Origin of the sequence: Nostoc sp. 2RC (assembly GCF_014222165.1) — a bacterium.
In the GTDB taxonomy this organism is placed as follows: Bacteria; Cyanobacteriota; Cyanobacteriia; order Cyanobacteriales; family Nostocaceae; genus Nostoc; species Nostoc linckia.
In genome coordinates this window covers 21,171-39,783 of the sequence record NZ_JACKZU010000026.1, presented here as the reverse complement: position 1 = coordinate 39,783, position 18,613 = coordinate 21,171, and the positions used below count along the sequence as shown (strand labels likewise).

Annotated in this window: 14 protein-coding genes and 2 pseudogenes; 3 read left to right on the top strand and 13 right to left on the bottom strand. The window is 40.6% G+C overall.

Going from position 1 to position 18,613, the window contains the following annotated elements:
- Positions 1 to 282: 282 nt before the first annotated feature.
- The 9 genes and pseudogenes from GNE10_RS35770 to GNE10_RS05280 form a co-directional block, all read right to left on the bottom strand.
- Positions 283 to 366: pseudogene (locus GNE10_RS35770) on the bottom strand (Hsp20/alpha crystallin family protein); the annotation flags it as partial.
- 373 nt (positions 367 to 739) lie between these two features.
- A complete protein-coding gene (gene namA / locus GNE10_RS05315) occupies positions 740 to 1,807 on the bottom strand; it encodes an NADPH dehydrogenase NamA (protein ID WP_185563978.1) in 1,068 nt (355 codons plus the stop codon).
- Between the two features lie 143 nt (positions 1,808 to 1,950).
- A complete protein-coding gene (locus tag GNE10_RS05310; protein ID WP_185563977.1) occupies positions 1,951 to 2,157 on the bottom strand; it encodes a hypothetical protein in 207 nt (68 codons plus the stop codon).
- Positions 2,158 to 2,967: 810 nt separating this feature from the next.
- Positions 2,968 to 4,209 (bottom strand): annotated as a pseudogene (locus tag GNE10_RS05305) (FAD-dependent oxidoreductase); the annotation flags it as partial.
- 847 nt (positions 4,210 to 5,056) lie between these two features.
- On the bottom strand, positions 5,057 to 5,521 hold the full coding sequence (locus GNE10_RS05300) for a CYTH domain-containing protein (RefSeq protein WP_185563975.1): 465 nt from the start codon (positions 5,519 to 5,521) through the stop codon (positions 5,057 to 5,059).
- Positions 5,522 to 5,675: 154 nt separating this feature from the next.
- Positions 5,676 to 6,893, bottom strand: a complete 1,218-nt coding sequence (locus tag GNE10_RS05295; protein ID WP_185563974.1) for an ABC transporter permease — start codon at positions 6,891 to 6,893, stop codon at positions 5,676 to 5,678.
- 72 nt (positions 6,894 to 6,965) lie between these two features.
- The gene (locus GNE10_RS05290) at positions 6,966 to 8,435 is read right to left on the bottom strand and encodes an efflux RND transporter periplasmic adaptor subunit (protein ID WP_185563973.1); all 1,470 of its coding nucleotides are present in this window, start codon (positions 8,433 to 8,435) and stop codon (positions 6,966 to 6,968) included.
- 394 nt (positions 8,436 to 8,829) lie between these two features.
- Positions 8,830 to 9,477, bottom strand: coding sequence for a response regulator transcription factor (locus GNE10_RS05285; protein ID WP_221642735.1), 648 nt, complete (start codon positions 9,475 to 9,477; stop codon positions 8,830 to 8,832).
- A 425-nt stretch (positions 9,478 to 9,902) separates the two neighbouring features.
- On the bottom strand, positions 9,903 to 11,282 hold the full coding sequence (locus tag GNE10_RS05280) for a sensor histidine kinase (protein WP_185563972.1): 1,380 nt from the start codon (positions 11,280 to 11,282) through the stop codon (positions 9,903 to 9,905).
- Between the two features lie 493 nt (positions 11,283 to 11,775).
- Here GNE10_RS05280 and GNE10_RS05275 point away from each other — a divergent pair, with 493 nt between their 5' ends.
- Together GNE10_RS05275 and GNE10_RS05270 are read left to right on the top strand one after the other, a co-directional pair.
- The gene (locus GNE10_RS05275) at positions 11,776 to 12,144 is read left to right on the top strand and encodes a hypothetical protein (protein WP_185563971.1); all 369 of its coding nucleotides are present in this window, start codon (positions 11,776 to 11,778) and stop codon (positions 12,142 to 12,144) included.
- Positions 12,145 to 12,410: 266 nt separating this feature from the next.
- A complete protein-coding gene (locus GNE10_RS05270) occupies positions 12,411 to 12,950 on the top strand; it encodes a hypothetical protein (protein WP_185563970.1) in 540 nt (179 codons plus the stop codon).
- A gap of 331 nt (positions 12,951 to 13,281) precedes the next feature.
- Here GNE10_RS05270 and GNE10_RS05265 read toward each other — a convergent pair whose 3' ends face one another.
- From GNE10_RS05265 to GNE10_RS05250, 4 genes are all read right to left on the bottom strand, one after another.
- A complete protein-coding gene (locus tag GNE10_RS05265) occupies positions 13,282 to 13,923 on the bottom strand; it encodes a Uma2 family endonuclease (RefSeq protein WP_185563969.1) in 642 nt (213 codons plus the stop codon).
- A 374-nt stretch (positions 13,924 to 14,297) separates the two neighbouring features.
- Complete coding sequence (locus GNE10_RS05260) at positions 14,298 to 14,912, bottom strand: hypothetical protein (protein ID WP_185563968.1); 615 nt, start codon at positions 14,910 to 14,912, stop codon at positions 14,298 to 14,300.
- Positions 14,913 to 14,957: 45 nt separating this feature from the next.
- Positions 14,958 to 15,983: a glucokinase gene (locus tag GNE10_RS05255; RefSeq protein ID WP_185563967.1), complete on the bottom strand. Its 1,026-nt coding sequence runs from the start codon at positions 15,981 to 15,983 to the stop codon at positions 14,958 to 14,960.
- Between the two features lie 83 nt (positions 15,984 to 16,066).
- Positions 16,067 to 16,714, bottom strand: a complete 648-nt coding sequence (locus GNE10_RS05250; RefSeq protein WP_185563966.1) for a histidine phosphatase family protein — start codon at positions 16,712 to 16,714, stop codon at positions 16,067 to 16,069.
- Between the two features lie 505 nt (positions 16,715 to 17,219).
- Between GNE10_RS05250 and dcuC the strand changes: the two genes are divergently transcribed.
- Positions 17,220 to 18,500, top strand: coding sequence for a C4-dicarboxylate transporter DcuC (gene dcuC, locus GNE10_RS05245; RefSeq protein WP_185563965.1), 1,281 nt, complete (start codon positions 17,220 to 17,222; stop codon positions 18,498 to 18,500).
- Positions 18,501 to 18,613 lie beyond the last annotated feature (113 nt).

Below are 18,613 nucleotides of genomic sequence, written 5' to 3'. Positions count from 1 at the left end.
GCCGAACCAACCTATGTATAAGCGGTTGTTGGTGCTGGTTATCCAGTTGGCGAAGCGACCCCATACGTTGGCGCTTTGGCGCTGTTGAATGGTTGCTGTCATTGTTTTATGATTGCGTTTTTGAACAAATCAAGTAGGCGGTTTGTTTTCGCCTGTGAATATAATTTACATCGCTTTACGTAATTTAATCAAGTTTTGTAAAGATGGTAAAACTTATATTAAAAATAAGTTTTGCTTATTTAAGTTAACAAGTGGCGATCGCAAGCAATTTAACAAAGCTGATTAGAGGTTAATTTTGACAAATTTGTTCTTTTCTTGCTCAGTTTTAGGTAATGTCAGGTGCAAGATACCATCTTGATAATCTGCGATGCACAGAATATGAAACGTAGACGCAAAGCGGTAAGACAGGGGCTACCGCCAAGTACGCCAAGAGGGCAAAGAATAGAGAGTTACTCATTTAGTGCAGCTTTCCATTAAATTGGTATTACGCAGCCAGATTATTTATTAAGGTTGGGTATTGGGCATGGGAAGATGAGGGAGAAAGATTGAGGACTTACGCAAAAATAACGTAATTTCGTCATCACAAAGGATAGTGAAGTAATACGCGTTAACGCTGGGATTGCTTCCCTACACTATGTTCCAGTCGCAATGACAAAATATTCCTTGCGTAAGTCCTAAGATTGCTATCTTGTGTCCCTTGTCTGCTTTCAATACCCAATGCCCAATGCCCAATGCCCCATTACAGCCAAGCACGGTCGTATTGGATAGGCCAAAGTTTATCGTGTCCGAGTTTTTTGGCGGCCAGATGTGGCCAGTAAGGATTGCGGAGTAATTCACGTCCCAACAGGACTACATCAGCTGATTCTGTACGAATCAGTTCGTCAGCTTGTTCTGGAGATGTAATTAACCCTACGGCTCCCGTGTAGATATTAGCTTCACGGCGGATGCGTTCGGCAAATTGAGTTTGATAACCAGGTTTGACTGGGATGTTAATCCCCGGTATGATGCCTCCTGATGAAGTATCGATGAGATCGACTCCCAGAGACTTAAGTTTGTCACTTAAAGCGATACTTTGCTCAATATCCCAACCCTTGTCTACCCAGTCAGTGGCAGAAATCCGTACCCAAAGTGGATGTGTTTGAGGCCAAACCTCTCGGATTCCTTTAACGACTTCTATTAACAAACGAGTACGGTTTTCAAAGCTACCACCATAATCATCTTCACGGTGGTTAGAAAGGGGTGAGAGAAACTGGTGTATTAGGTAACCGTGGGCTGCGTGGATTTCAACAACTTTGAAGCCAGCTTGCAGAGAACGTTTAGCAGCTTGGATAAAGGCGTCAATAACTTCTTTAATTCCTTCAATAGTTAGGGCTTCAGGTACAGGGCTATCTTTGCTAAAAGCGATCGCACTGCTGGAAACCAAGGGACGCCAACCTTCCTGAGATTCATCGAGTACTTTTCCTCCCTTACTCGGTTTGGCGGTGCTAGCCTTTCTGCCTGCATGAGCAAGTTGGATACCTGCAACCGCTCCAAAGTTGTGAATCAATCCCACAATCCTAGCTAAAGTTTGGATGTGTGAATCTGACCAAATGCCCAAATCTTGTGGGCTGATGCGTCCACGTGGTTCTACAGCTGCTGCTTCTGTTAGCACTATACCTGCACCGCCAACTGCACGAGAAGCCAAATGTATCATATGCCAATCGTTGGCATATCCATTTGTACTTGAATATTGACACATCGGTGAAACAGCGATGCGATTGCGAAAAGTAACTTCACGAATCCTGAATGGTTCAAACAGCTGTGGCATCGTTATTGATTCCTTCTCTTGCTATGTGATGCGGAATAGGTTTGCAGTGTGTGAGGGGGAGGGGGAGATGCGGAAATAAGGGGGACAAGGAAGATAAGGAAGATAAGGGAGACAAAGGGATAATTTTAAGTGCTTACTCAGTTTTACTTTTGCTTTGTTGTATTAGAAGCGCCATTGCCACTGGCGGGAGTAGTCTCACCGTCAGGGTTTTGGCTTGGCAATTCCCAGATATCGTATTTTATCTGCTCTTGATCTGCCAACATCTGTAGATGTTCTGGTAATTTGGTTGTTTGCCAAACTGACCAAATTTCTCCATATAAACATTCTCTTTCAAATTGTCCAAAGAACATTGGTTTTTCTCCAGTAATATTCGGTGTGTTGCAAATTCACCTTTTTGAGACAACCTATATGAGCTTGCTTAGTTAGACTTAAATATTAAATAAGCTTTACTGATTTTTACTAGCAAAAATCTCACTAGCCCGTTAATTTAATATGCGTAATCTTTTTCTAAAGGTGAAATTTATTAAGCATGAAAGCAATGAAGAAGTTTAGTATCAATGATTCCAGCTTTTTTTGGTCTGATTAAATAAAATAAAACCAATCAAAATACCTTATGGATAGCTTTTGAGCCTGAATCAAAAGTTAAAAAAATCTTTGCTTGCCTTCATCCTGATTATTTAGGTTACAGTTAATTAATCTCATAATGTAGTATTGATAATAACTAAATTTGAAAATCTCCTTAATAAATTAATAAATTGGTAAGTTCAGAATATTGCAATTATTAATTAGCCTATTTTATTGCTTAAAAAATTAATAATTATTATTGCGGCAATAGTTATCAATTTTCAAATGATTAAAAATCAATGCTATAATTAAAAACTCTTAATTTGATTAATGAGAACAAAATTTTTTCTCTCCTGTTGATAAGTGATTAGGCGGATATGATGTGAGTGTTCAAAATCCTGACACCTAGTCTCAACAAGCAAACTTGCGTAAGTCATATTAGACCTGCCTTAAAAATAGGGCATTGGGCATGAGAATATTGATTTTTATTGTTCCTTGTGAGCGCAGCTCATGGAGTAAGAGTGCAAAAGTTACTTGTGCAAGAGGGGGTAAAGGGAAAAAGGTTTTTATTTGCCCTTCCCTTTGCTACTGTTTTGAGAAGCTATGCCAACTTCTCCCAGTCCTCTTACGGAACGTTGATTGGCTTTGGTTCCTAGTTCGCGGGCGTAGTTTGCTGCGGCTTCACCTGCCCAATATCCTGAAGAGGTTGCCCAAGCAGCGTTATGGCTTCCACCACCAGTAAAGCCACCACAAATTAATTCTCGTGTTGCAGCATCACCAGCAGCATAAAGTCCGGGTACGCTGGTAGCGCAGGTATAATCAACAATCCGGATTCCACCCGTACCGCGTACTGTTCCCTCCAAACGCAGAGTCACAGGAAAAAGTTGGGTGAAGGGATTAATACCCATGCGATCGAATGGCAATAAGAAGTTATGTTGGATAGTCCGCAACATAGCTTCAATTTCAGGAGTTGCTTTGTCCAAACGGGCATAAACCGGTTGGGTGAGTAGGGTACGGGCAATAATCGATCGCCCTCTTTGGGAACCAGCACCTTCTATTTCTGTACCATCTTCGTAGTAAAAGGTTGCCCAACGATAATAAGCTCCTTTGGTAACTGAGGAAAAAGCCGGTGATAAAGCGTAAGCATTGGAAAATTCCATCCCTGACATTTCGGCACCAGCTTCCGCCGCCATCAAATAACCATCTCCAGTGAGGACGTTACAGCCTAAAGCTTTACTCAGGAAGGCACAACCACCAGTAGCAATTACCACTGCTCCAGACTTCACTTGCCAGCGTTCGCCTGTTTGGCGACAAATGCCCCGCGCTCCGGCAACTGCCCCTGCTGCATCTACCAGTAATTCTAAAGCCGGACTGTGGTCGAGTATTTTCACGCCTGCTTTGGTGATTTTTTTACGCATCAGGCGCATGTAATCATGAGCTTGCTGGAGCGATCGCCGATGGGGACGACCTCGATCGTCCACAGGAAATGGATAGCCCCAGTCTGATAGTTGATTCAGATTTGTATAAGTTTGATCCAATACACGCTCCATCCAAGAGCGTTCTGACAAAAAACCTCCTAAAGCTTCCCGGCTAGCCATCGCCTCTTCTCGTTGTTGTGGATCGGGAGGTACATACCAAACACCAGTACCAGAAGGTGCTGTCGCTCCACTAGTACCGCAATAGCCTTTATCTACTAGTATGACTTTTGCTCCTTGGACAGCAGCATTCCAAGCCGCCCAAGTAGCTGATGGCCCGCCCCCAATAACTAGAACATCAGCCTCTAAATTCAGTTGGGAAAAAGTGCTAGAACTGCCTGACTCAGATAAATTTGTACTCACGATTTATCTCCTCAATTTTAGGGATTGGCCCGGAAAAAGAAAATGGGGTGTAGAGGAAATAGCAGGCATAGGGGAAAGACTTACTACAACTTCCCCTGTGCCCCTTTGCTCCTCTGCTCCCCAATCTCCAGTTCCAGACATGCTCTCAAGAAATTAAATTTGAGTTTATTAGCTTACTTACTCAATTTTTAGCTTAAAAATACGGTAAATCAATCAATTTACCGTATTATATATCTATGAGATTTGCATAGATTGTGCTAAAAAACAAGAGGTAGTTAAAAATTTTATTAATATAAGTTAAGAAAATTGAGCGCAGCCTGACAAAGAAATGATATGAAAGAAGAATTCAGAACTCAGAATTCAGAATTCAGAAGGAGCTACGCTAATAGAATTCAGGATTTTATATTAAAAGAGCATCTTTAGCGGCTATTTGATTAGTGAAAAATATAGATAAGATAAGGAAACGAACCGCAAAGAACGCATTCGCGCAGCGTCTCGTCAGAGAAGGACGCAAAGGTAAGAAATAAGAAAGGGATATATATTTTTCATAAATGATTTAGTAGGGCTATATTTATAAAATAAATATTAAGTAGGGTGCGTTATACCAATTCACCAAAATATTGATACACATACAATAACCTGTAGGGGCTAACGGCTGTACCCTGTGGGAAGGCGTAGCCTAAGCCATTACGCTTGTATTTTTATCATTTATAAAGTCAAATGGTATTAGCGACAGCGTAACGCAGTCTACAGATACTGATTCCTATATTAAATTTATTTTATTTAGGGGAATTTTATAGACAATTGGTATTATGGCTTTGACAGTTAACAGTCAACTGTCAACTAATTACCATTGTGAAAAAGGATATTTTACTAAATTACTGTTGTAATATCTGGAATCGTCAGAAACTTCTTTTCCTATCCAGGCTGGTAGTTCAATTTGTTGATTTTCGTCGCTGAGTTCAACTTCTGCTAATATTAATCCTTTGTTAACACCTTCAAATTCATCTATTTCCCAAATCAAACCATCTGACTGTATCTGATATCTAATTTTTTCGATAAATGGACGTTGACACAATGTCTCAAGCATTTCTTGAGCATCTTCAACAGGAATGGGATACTCAAACTCTAATCTTGAGTATTGAACAGTAGGGCCTTTAATTGTTAAATAACCTTTTTCTCCCACGATACGTACGCGCACAGTCACTTTATCTTGTGTGGGAATATATCCCTGACGATAGACACTACCTTTAGCTAAATGTCTCCATTCATCTCCAATCACTAAATATTTGCGCTCTATTTCTTTGGCCATTTGATTCAATTCCTAATAGCTAATTTGTTGACTGTTGACTGTTAACAACCATAACATGTGATATTTCACAAATTATTTGGGTTTGCTATAGTTTATTTTAAAGATTATTTATCTACTAAATATTTATTTGTTTATTTCAAAGCAATTGAAAAGATTAAGCGCTTCTTAATGCAACGATGGGGTCGAGTTTAGCAGCGCGACGTGCGGGAACGACGCCAAAGAATAAACCAATACCGCCGGAAACACCCACAGCAGTTGCAATGGCCACCGTAGAAATTCCTGCGTCTAATGGTGTTAAGGCTGACACTAACAAAATACCACTGACGCCAACGGCAGTTCCAATTAAACCGCCAGCAGCAGAAACAATTACAGCTTCAATGATGAACTGTAGCAAAATATCTTGCTCGGTTGCTCCGATCGCTTTTCTCAATCCAATTTCTTGGGTGCGTTCGGTGACGGAAACTAACATAATATTCATGATACCAATGCCGCCAACAAATAAGGATATGCCGGCGATCGCTGCTAACATAATTGTCAATGCACCTGTAATTTGACCTACAGTTTGCAAAGCATCTTTTTGGGTACGAATTGTAAAGTCATCTTCACCATTAATTTTGTGTCGCAGACGTAGCAAATTCGTAATTTGAAACTCTGCTGCATCTACGCTATCACCATCACGAGCAGCAGCAACTAGATAATCTAAAGCAATTCCATAGGGAGAATTCTTTCCCACAAGCCGATTTGCAGAGGTTGTAATCGGTATTAAAGCCGCTTCATCATAATCTGCTCCCACACTGGAACCTTTGGCTATTAATGTGCCAATTACTTGAAAGCTAGTATTGCCAATTCGCAATTGCTGACCAGTGGGATTACTATTACCAAATAATTTTTCTGCTAAATCTGCACCTAATACAACAACTTGATTGCTGCGCTTGATATCTACTTCACTAAAAAATCTACCCTTATCAGTTTCAAAATCCCGCACCGATAAAAAACTGGGAGTTGTGCCAATAATATTAACGTCAGTATTTCGATTGCGATAAGTAATTACTTGCCTTCGATTTAACTCAGGTGCAACTCCTATGACTGTTGGAACCTGAGAGGCGATGGCCTCAGCATCTTGCAACACCAAATTTTTCGGCACTTCAAAGGAAATGCGTTGAGTCTCTCGATTTCCTGGAATCACAAACAACACATTTGGCCCTAATGATTCTAGTTGTTTTTGAACGAATTTTTGCCCACCTTCACCAATCCCAATCATGGCAATTACTGAAGCATTACCAATAACAATACCCAGCATTGTCAGGGCACTACGCAACTTATTTGATAACAGGGTTTTCCCTGCCATTTGCACACTTTCTAAAAAATTCATATCAATTTTGGATTATAAATGTTGACTGTTAGGTGAGGAGCTTGTCTCTTAGTCCCCAGTCACTATTCGAGATTATTGATTCTCCTGTTCTTTGGCTTTTTCAAATTTGTAATCCTTGGGTGGGTTGACAAAAATACGATCGCCTTGTTTTACTCCTCCTAAAATCTGCGTTTGGTCTTTGATTTGTGCGCCAATGGTGACTTCGCGGAATTGGGGTCTATTGTTTTCATCTGGTACGAGTACGCCTGTTCTACCTTTTTCGGTGACGATGGAAACTGTTGGTAATACTAAGGCATTATTCACGCGATCGCCTAAAAAAGTCAGATCTACATTTAAGCCAGAACGCAGTTTATCTAGGCCAGTATCCAAAGCAACTCGCACCTGGAAGGATGTTACACCTTGTTCCACCACTGCTTCGGGGGCAATCAAGCGCACGCGTCCTTTAAAAACTTGGTCTGGATAAGCATCGGCAACAATTTCCACTTGCTGTCCCGGTTTGATTCTGCCAATATCGGCTTCGGGAACTTGGGCTAATATTTCTAAACCCTTTGCTACGGCGACAATGGAACTGGAAGTTGCTGAAGCACTGGTAGAAGCTGAAGTTGTGGGGGTGACAAAGGCTCCAACGTTAGCGTATTTTTGGGTAACAATTCCCGAAAAGGGAGCGCGAATAATTGTATCTTCTAACTGCACTTGCACGCCTTTCAATTGAGCTTCTGCTGATGCCACAGCTGCTTGGCGTTGAGCAATTTCTTCAGGACGAGTGCCATCTTCTAAGAGTACCAATGCGGCGCGGGCTTCATTGACGGCTGCTTGACGTTGGGCGATTTCTTCACTGCGAGAACCGCTTTGGACTAAGGAGAATCGTTTTTTCGCTTCTTCTAAATTGGCTTTGGCGCTTTTGTCATCGCTGATGGCTTGATCGAGTAATTGTTTTCTCTCTGCGCCTTCTTTATATAAATATTGATAACGCTTGACTTGTTCTGTGGTGTAATTCACTCTTGCTTGAGCTGCATCTACTTGGGCTTGAGCTTGGGCAATTTCTTGGGGACGATTACCCACACGAGCTTGGGTTAACTGGGCTTGGGCTTGGGCTAATCGCGCCCTGGCTTGGGCAATTTCTTGGGGACGATTACCAGCAACGGCTTGGGCTAACTGTGCTTGATTTTGGGCTAAGTTAGCAAGATACTGGCTTTTTTGTGCCTCAATGCTGGCGCTATCCATACGGGCGAGAATTTGTCCTTTTTGGACGCGATCGCCTTGTTCCACGTACAATTGCGACAGCACACCAGGATTCTTGGGACTAATATTTACACTTTGAACTGGTACGACTTTCCCGCTAGCCGTTATCCGTAACGTCACGTTTTGCGCTGACACTGGCACAGTTAAGCGTTCGATGTCTTCTTTGTTTGTGCCTTGATTTAGCAAAGTAAAGTTTGCAACAATACCCACAACCAAAGCGCCCCCCGCCATCAGCCCAATTAGCCAGCGTAATGGATACTTAACTTTGCCAATAACTGGAATTTCTATGTTCGTAGCCATACAATAAGAGCCTGTGATGATTGCTGTGTGGGAGTAGCCTTTAGTTAGAGGACAAGTGCAGAATCAGGAGTTGTTAAAGGTTTGCTATGAAATCTTGATAAATTTACTAACAACTAGACGCATAATAAGCTTCATAGTTGCTTAATGTTACTTCATACTAGGCATTAGTATGTGTGTATGCCTTCACCTGAATGGATGACTTTTGCCACTAATATCAAAGGGGAAAGGTTAAAGGGGAAAGGGGAAAGGTTAAAGGGGAAAGGGAAAATAATACCAAACCTTTTCCCCTTTCCCCTTCCCCTTTTCCCGATTTCTGCAAGAAGTAGAGACGTAGCACTGCTACGTCTCTACAATTAATTTTCAGTTTTTCTTTATCTAAAGCCACAAAACCCGGTTAAACACATCCAATTCGCACCGCCCTAGTGGCAGCCTCCGTGCGGTTGGTTGCTCCTAGCTTATTTAGTACCTGACTGACATGATGTCTAATGGTAGAAGGACTCAATTTCATTCGTTGAGCGATCGCTTCATTACTCAATCCTAAAGCCAGGAGTGTTAACACCTCTGCCTGTCGCCTGCTCAGTTCATATACAGGAGGGGATGATGGTTGAATCGGTTGTAACAACGCCTGAATCACCTCTGCTGCCAAAATAGATCTACCAGTGGCAGCACAACGTATGGCATCCGCTAACTCATCAATCGAGACACCCTTGAGCAAGTAGCCGATGGCTCCAGCTTGCATTGCTTTCTGTACCAACCCCTTGTCTAGAAAACTAGTCAAAATTAAAACCTGAATTTGTGGGTATTTTTTGCGGATAACTTTTGTTACTTCTGCCCCATTCATCCCCATCATCATCAAATCCATCAGCACTACATCTGGTTGCAAGTTTTCGCAAAGACGTACTGCTTCATCTCCATTACCGGCTTCCCCAACTAACTCAATGTCATCAAAGGCTAGCAAGAGAAATTTAATACCTCCCCGCAAGATTTGATGATCGTCAACAGTTATGACCCGAATTGGTTTGACCAATTTATCTGTTTCCATGTTTAAATCCGGGCTTTTAATAGTATTTTTTTAATACATTGATATTATTTTCTATTATTCCATCGTTAATTTTTTATACAAAATTCTTAATCTTTAATTTTTATTTGTTACTAACGAATAATATAAAAATTCACAATCATCAATTATAATTTGTCTTTTCTAAATTAAGTCAAGTTAAATAAATATAACTATATTGCCATCAGGCCAGTTAGGAAAATTCTTCTGTAAAAGTAAGGGAATAAGGAAGAGGAAAGAGTAAGCAAAAGCAGAAAAACAAGCTTATCTGAATTGAAGTGAACTATATTACAAAAAGTAAATGTGTCTAAAAACCTTACTATTGAGCAATAAAAAAGCGAAAATGTCGATTGTATCTAGTTAAGTTTATTTATGCCCAGTCTAATACCTGATTCCCAATTCTCAATTTTCTATTCTTGATTCCCTATTTTCAAGGTAGGGATTGACCAACTGAGGCAAATCTCACTCCCCCTTCCTAAGTAGCTTGATAAATGGAAATTAGCGCCAATGGAATCAGCTCGTTCTTTCATAATTGCTATTCCCAAATGACCAGAAGGTATCGCTATCTGTCTGGAGTCAAAACCACAGCCATTATCGCTGATACGCAAGATCGCCTTTTGGGAATCGCAGTTAAGGCTGACTGATACTTGCGTAGCTTGGGCATGTTTAATAATATTATTCAGTGCTTCTTGAGTAATCCGGCAGAAGACAAGCTTTACCTCACCAGATAAAGGTAAATCGCCTTCTACAATTGTTGTTACCTGTAAACTTGCTCGTCCACAAATTGCCTTGGTTAACTGCTGTATTAATTCACCTAATGTTTTCTCTGCTAAACCATCGGGACGTAACTCGATTAGTAAATTTCGCATCTCTGCTAACGCCCCTTGTGTGAGTTGGGCGAGTTCCTCTAATCCTTGTTGGGCTATGTCTGGGTTGCGTTTCCAAACTCTAGGTAAAGCTTCGGCAATGGTGGCTACAGTAAACAATGTCTGCGAGACTGAATCGTGTAAGTCGCGGGCGAGGCGATTTCGCTCGACTTCCACAGCAATTTTTCGTAGCCGTTCGCTTTCTAGCAATTGTTCTTGTAGTTTCACCGCTTGGATTAAATCTTTGGATAAGCGTAGACTCATAACGATCACGAAGGACATAAATCCAAACTCAGACAGGTATACAAATTGGATCTTTCCCAAATCTACTAGGCGGTCGTGTTGAACAGTTGCGATTAAAATTGCCAAACTTATTCCGAGAGTGAGTGCTGCTTGCTTCTCGCCGCGCCGATATTGAAGGTAACAGGCAAAAAACAAGAAAACACTATTACCAATCAAAGCTAATATTTGGAAACTTAATAGGGGATTGAGTGTACCTTCTGGATGAGGAATCGATTCACCCCAAGGCAAAGAAATACTTGATAGGTTGCTGATATGAGAGTAGAGAATCCCTGTAGGAGAAATTTGGTTGATTAACAGGCTGATGAAGTACAGGCTATTGAGTACTAAAATTAAACGCACTGAATTAAAATTTGTATATAAAGCCACAAGCCAAGCAGTAGTAATGCCGTAAATATAGCCGAAAGAAGTTAGCATTTTTCTGGCATTTATGTAATCGTCTACATTTATGGCTTTATATTGGGCTATAAGAGCTAAAATATAACCAAAAGCCACCAAGCAAGTTAACCCAAAGCAAAAGTTTAGTGCAGGTTTTAATCGCCCAGAGGCAATTAGCAAGTGTAAAAAACCAATATATAGAGTCATGCCAGCAACTATACTTAGAATGGTTAGAATCAAAGTCATTACTTATTCTCTTAAAGATTTATATCTGGCGACAAATTAAGTGATATCACTTCAATAGTCTAGTAGAGTGCGTTACTGCTGAGGGTACGGCACCATCTGAAGGTTTTGGTGGCTTAGGCTACGCCATAACGCACCCTACATGTACTAAATGCTTTGATTTACACCTTTGTTGCATCGAGTTGCAACTTTGATGCTTTGATTTACACCTTTGTTGCATTGAGTTGCAACTTTGATGCTTTGATTTACACCTTTGTTGCATCGAGTTGCAACTTTGATGCTTTGATTTGCACCTTTGTTGCATCGACTTGCAACAAAGTTGCACTAATCTGCACTTTTGTTGTATTACAGCAGTTACCCGAAAACCCTGTAGAGACGTAGCATTGCTACGTCTCTACTTCATAGAAATGAAAACTGCTATGAATCTTTCATCTTACTGATAACTTTAAAGTGGCAATGGGTACATTAAATACATAACTGACAACAGTATGGTAATATGACTACCCAAAATACAACACGCCGTTTGCGCCCTCAATTAATTAGTGAAGATGTGAGTTCATGGCACGGTTTACAAACCATCAATACTTATGAAACTAACCGTGCTGATGCCTCTGCTACCAAATTACAGCAAGCTTATCAAGCTATGTTAGCTCAGCAACAAGCGGAAACCGAAAAACAAACTTTATACCGTGCTGCGGCTGATGCTGCACGATTAGCAGAATGGGAATTTCACAATGCGGTATTAGCAATGAAAGAAGTTGTGCGCGGACAATATGGATTGGATAGCGACCAAGCCCAAGCAGTAGGGTTGAAGAAAAAATCGGAGTACAAGCGTCCTAGCCGCAAAAAGTCAGTTACATCATGAGCTAAGTAAAATTAACGCATTTTAAGTGAGCGATCGCATTTGATATTAGTTGTGCGATCGCTTTTTTGCATAAATAACAACCCTGCAAAACTGTCTATCACTTGTCATCCGTCAGCAAAATTTTAACCTGCCAATAAATATAAGTAACAGTTATATAGGACAAAGATCCTAGTCAAAACTTGGATCTTTGTTCGATGCGGTGATTGGGGCGATCGCTATATAATCCATTTCGCCACAGCAAATTTAGGTAATTACCTCATCCAATAATGAATAAAATCTGGTTTGGCAATACTTTCTTGTTTAGTTCAGTTTTAGCAAGTACCTTACTTACTAGTCCTAACGTTGCTAGGAGTAACGACTTCACCGTACCCGAAACTCTAGCAAATACAGTACCTTGTCGCCTTAACGTCACTGGTTCTTATCTAACAACAATCTTCAACGCAGATAAAAGCGTCTCCTCTCGTGGAGTTATAACACTGACCGCAGATGGTAACTTTTTTGTCACGGACTCCAATCAAGGTGGTGTAACTAACGTCTTCAATCCCTTTACTAGCGGACAAGGCGCTTGGAAGTGTAATGGCAAAACTAAAGTGAGTGCTAGGTCTATTACCTTTGCTTTTCCTGGAAGTGCAGGAGCAGGTAGCATTGGCCGCGCCGACTACCAAGCCACCTTTAATCCCCAAACGCAGACAGTACAAGGGACTATCACACTGCGCCTTTTCAATCTCAATGCTAATCCGTTGTTAAATAATGTCGCGCCTGTAGGAACATTCAATTTCTCAGGGCAACAAATCAAACCTAATTAATTTTTAAGGCGATTTACAGGAATAAGTAGAACAATGTAAATAGTTAAAGGTTTGTAGTCAGGACTTTAGTCCTCTAATAAGGACTAAAGTCCTGACTATGAACTATTTAGTTGAAGCTTTTTATATTACTTCACATAGTTGAGTTTTTCAAGTTGTTCTACTTAAATATACCGCCGTAGTTAGTTGAGCGAAGTCGAAACCAACTGAGAGATCGAGAGTTGAGCGAAGTAGAAACTCACCAACACAAGTATTTTCTTTCTCTTAAATCACCTAACGAAGAAAGGCACAAAGGTATCGAGTTACCTAAATTTATTTAGTTTAGGTGAGGGGATTATTGTTGAAATTGGCTCAATAACCAAGCACCAACTTGACTGTGAGGCATTTGACGAGTTCGCCGTAATGCTTCGTTTAATAAAGAAATAGCTAATCCTGGCAATACCTGAGATTCTGTAATTCGGCGGCTACCTTGATTTTCAATGGCAAAAGCCATAATTTCCACGTTTTGGACATTTAAAATCCAGTATTCTTTGACTCCTAAATCTTCGTATAGTAACCGTTTGTTACCGAGGTCGTCAGCAAGGGAAGTATTGGCAACTTCAATTACTAAATCTGGTGTTGGATAGATGTCTAAGTTAACAATAGAAGTTCCGTAGGGAATAACATTAGCATTTTCACCAATGTAGTAAGACACATCAGGTTGAACTTCATTCAAGCCTGTTTTTCGGTAGGTACAATTATCCTTGCCATTTAGAGCGATGCCTTTGATGGTGGCAAACAAGTTAACAGCAAATAAAATAATTGTATGGTCGCTGGCATGGTCATTTCCGATTGGTGGCATTTCAATCCTCATGTATCCATTGTGGTAGTAGCCCTTGGCTTTTTCGTAGGCGGGATTTTCTATTAGTTCAATATATTCATCCCAAGTGGCTTTTATCCAAGTGTCAGTTACTAATGGCGTCTGCAATTCGCTCATAATATTTTCCCAGTCTCTGTTTCTAACATAATCAATTACGGGAAAATTCCACACTTTGTACAGATAAGGGTTAATCGCGTTCCTAGTCTCTATTTCCAGCTAGAGGCGATCGCACTCAATATTTGACCTCTTGCAAAAGTTACTTTGGCAAGAGGGGGGAAAGGGGAAAGGTTAAAGGGAAAAGGGTTTTTATTTGCCCTTTCCCCGGTTGGTGAGCTTGTCGAACCATTACCCCTTACCCTTTTCCCCACTTCTCTGAGAAGTCTATTATATTGTGAAAAACTTTTTAAATTCTGGTGGTGTGTAAAAGCCATCACCAGAATTTTTTGATTTGGCACCCAATCACCAATCACCAGCCTCTAGTACCCTTGACTTCACTTTTTCAAAACTATTTGGAAGGAATTTAAATATCCTGTAATAGTTTTAGCTAATGTCTTTTGCTGCTTTTTTGTTGTGATTGCCATCACTTGATATAGTCTGCCTTCAGCAACATACATTCTACTTTTAGTGATTTTTCCTCCAGAATTTATATACTCAATTTCTTTGCCTGGATGATTATTTGAACTCCGAATATTTCTTTGACTAATTAAATTACTTTGGGTAGTTTTCAGAGCCATGTCCCGTGCATCATTGAGTACAGCCTGGGGGTCAGACATTTCTCCATAGCTGTAAGGAAAATCGTTGTAAGTAACTATATATGCTACTTGTTGTTTTGGTGGTTGAGCGACAAATATTTCTAAGTTAATTTCCCCCATGTAAGTTTTTTGGTATTGGGTTTCTCTGTTGGGGTTTCCCGGCATCAAAATAGTAAAGCGCCCATCTGGGGGAGTGAATAATTTCCATTTTGGTTGCACGGGTTGAGAAACGGTTGGTTTGGCAGTTGGTTTGACAACAGCCGATGGAGATTTGGGTTGACGCGCTTCCACTAAAACTGAACCACCACAGATAAATGTGACGGCGATGAATGGCAACAGACTTTTAATTGTCATTTTTTTTGCCTTTTGAGATGCTAATCTCACTGATGATGCTAGCTGTTATAACCTAGCAGCACATAAAGCAGCACCTATTAGGCCGACTTGGGAGTTGAGAATAATATACACGGGTATCTCTTCAAGGAGCGATCGCATTCTACCTTTTTGGGTGAAATTAAATAAAAAACTGCTGTTTTGGATTAATGGCAGGATTTTAGGTGCAATTCCACCAGCAATGTATAAGCCACCGTAAGGCAGGAGTTTGAGGGCGAGATTCCCGGCTTCTGCGCCGTAGGCGTCTATGAATAATTCCAAGGTTTGTTCGGAAAGGCGATCGCGTTTTTGTAGTGCAGCTGTACCAATGGCAGCACCAGGATCGACACTTTTCTCTTCCTTGCCGGCTTCTTGTTCCCAAGTTCTGACGATTTGGGCAATGTCTGGTGATTCGGCGGCAAATTTGCGATCGCGTAAAAACTGGTAAATTGAAACAATGCCCATTCCTGAAACTACCCGTTCTACAGAAACACGCTGGATATCATGTTTATCTAAGAGGTATTTCAACAATTGAAACTCGATTTCGGTACGGGGAGCAAAATCAGCGTGTCCGCCTTCTGAAGGAAAAACTTGATAGTAATTTCCCGTTTTAATTAAAAATCCTTGCCCCAAGCCTGTACCAGCACCAATAATGGCAACGGGGGCTTCTGGTTGCAATTTTCCAGGCTGCAAGACGTATAAGTCTGGTTTTTCTAAACCAGCAATGCCGTAGCCAATGGCGGCGAAGTCGTTAATTAAAGAAATTCGCGGGATACCCAATTCTTGTTGTAAGCGTTCGGTATCCAGAAACCAAACTAAATTCGTCAGTTTAGCAGTATTTTTGACAATGGGGCCAGCAATGGCAAAACAAGCTTTTTCTGGTACTGACGTATTAACTTGAGTCAAAAACTGCTGAACTATCGGTACTAAATCCGGAAAATCTGCGCTGTGGTAAGTTTGTTGATAAATAGTCCGTAAGATTTGCGAATCGGATGTTTCAGCCAATCGCAGAATAGTTTTCGTACCCCCGATATCTCCCGCAAGTAACAAAGTCATAGAATTTATTGGTGAATTAATTCTTTTTTTGGAGGATATATCCAACATAGCGAAAGATGCGATACCAAATCCTGATGCAGGATTTAAGCAAATCGAATCACTTCTTCTATGTGAGTTAAGTGGGAAGTATCTCCCTTAAGTTCTAATAACCATTCTGGTTCCTGACGTACCACTTTTACCAAAGAACATAAAGAAGCTTTTACTTCCGTTTTGGCAACTTCCCCAACTAAGCCCATTGCAGCCCCCAATACAGATGCACCATGCGCTACTAGCAGGATATTGTCTGGGAAGAATTCGCTTGCTAAACATCTGGCTGTTTGTCCAGAACGTTCCCGTACTTTTACTTGAGTTTCAGGATAATTGGCAGCAATACGCGGAGTATAGCTAACGTCAATTCTGGGAAATAATTCTGTTAAAGCTGGAGTTGTAAGTCTTTTGGGTTCTTCTGTCATCCAAACAGGATTTAGCCATTCACTCAAACCTGTTTCGAGTTTGATAGACAAATTCATTACTTCTGCAACCGCGTTTGCTGTTTGCACGGTTCGCAAGAAGGGTGAAGCAAAAATATGAGTAATATTTTCTTGTTGTAAACGCTTTGCTAACTGCTGGGCTTGAATCATACCATCATCAGACAAAGGTGGATCGTAGCGCCGTTCGGCGGTGAGAAACCAATCAGGGTTTACGAAGTCGAGGCGGTTGGCGTGTCTTGCGATCCAAACTGTTTGACTCATGGGTTTAAATATTTTGGCGAATTTTATTCGCCGCTAAACAAATATAGATATCTGCAAGCAGAGGTACAAATATTAATATATGACAAAAATGTAATATTATTTAATAATATTAATTATTTAGAAAAGTTATCGGTAACAGGAATCAGAAATTAGAATTGCCTAAGCCCCACTGTGTTAACAAAAGTCAAGAGTCAGAAGTAAAACCTACTTTGTGTACTTTACGTTTCTTGAACTTTATACCCCGATTTTAATGCATAACTGTGAAGATATTAGCCGAGCAATTTATAGAGGGTCAAATAATTGTGGATTTTGGATTTGAGATTGTCCCTGCTGAGTTTGAGTAATTAAACCATAGGGTATGGTTACATAGCTATAGCAGTTTTAAATCATTTGTGAAATGTTGCTGTTGTTGATGGTTGACAGCGAACAGTCAACAGTCAACAGTCAACGACCACTACAATCCAAAATTATTTGACTATTTTTGCAGTTATCCAGGGAGAGCAAGATGGTATCAACTATAGTCACATTGATAATTATTGTGACGGCGGTTGTTTTGATGTTCAAACGTTTTGATGTGCGTTTGAGTTTATTTATCTGTGCGGTAGCACTATTTTTGATGGCGGGTAAATTGCCTCAAATGTTCGTCATTATTACTCAACAAATGACGAATGAAAAGACAGTTGTACCAATTTGTACGGCTATGGGATTTGCATATGTCCTGAAACTTACAGAGTGCGATCGCCACCTCACACATGTGTTAATTGCACCTTTACAATATGCCAAATGGCTATTAATTCCCGGCGGAATTATCGCTGCATACATTGTCAACATGGCAATTGTCAGTCAATCTAGTACAGCTGCAATTGTTGGCACTGTTTTATTACCTTTATTATTAGCGGTTGGAATTGCACCAACAATTGCCGGCGCACTTTTATTACTTGGTTCTTCTATGGGAGGTGAGTTATTTAATCCTGGTGCAGTGGAAGTGGTGAAACTTGCAGAACTCACTGGAAAATCACCAACTAGCATCCTTGCGGAAGTTTTGCCCATTAATTTATTAGCAAGTGTCATGGGATTGATGGTTTTTTGGATTTTGGTTTCCATCGCCTCAGAAAAAAGAACTAAAACCGAGGAAAAACCAGAGATTAATTTTGCCATAAATTACATCAAAGCATTAGTACCACTGCTCCCGATGATATTGTTATTTGTTGTGCCTGTGGTGGTGAAATTACCCACAGAATTTGCTAATAATAGTGTAGCGATCGCGGCGGCAATGTTAATTGCCATCGTTGCTGCTGGGTTAACTACTCCGAAAGCATTACATCATCTACCGACGGCATTTTTTGAAGGAGCCGGTTATGCTTATGCCAACATTATTTCTTTAGTGATTACGGCGACAATTTTTACTGAAGGAATCAAAGCCAACGGATTAATTGAAACTCTCACTAATGCCTTAGCAAATCGGGCGATTTTAGCAAAATTTGCCAGTTTGATATTACCATTTACTTTGGCAGGAATCACAGGTTCGGGAAGTGCTAGTGCCATCGCAGTGATGAATGTTCTCGTACCAATAGCTGCAAAAATCAATCTCGAACCTGTGAAAGTCGGAACTTTGGTATCTGTGGCGGCGCAGTTGGGACGTACCATGAGTCCAGTGGCTGCGGTTGTGATTATGAGTTCCACCATCGCCCAACAACCACCAATAAGTTTAGTTAAATGCGTAGCCCTACCCCTATTAGCTGGGCTGGGAGTTCTACTCATAGCAGCGTTGTGCAATTGGATTTAAACGCGTCAGCGAACACCTTTGAGCATCTAAGCCTGATGAATTAAGAATTCAGAATTCTTAATTTTTCATTGTGCATAAATTTGATGAATCTGCTTGAGAAAAATTGTAGAGAT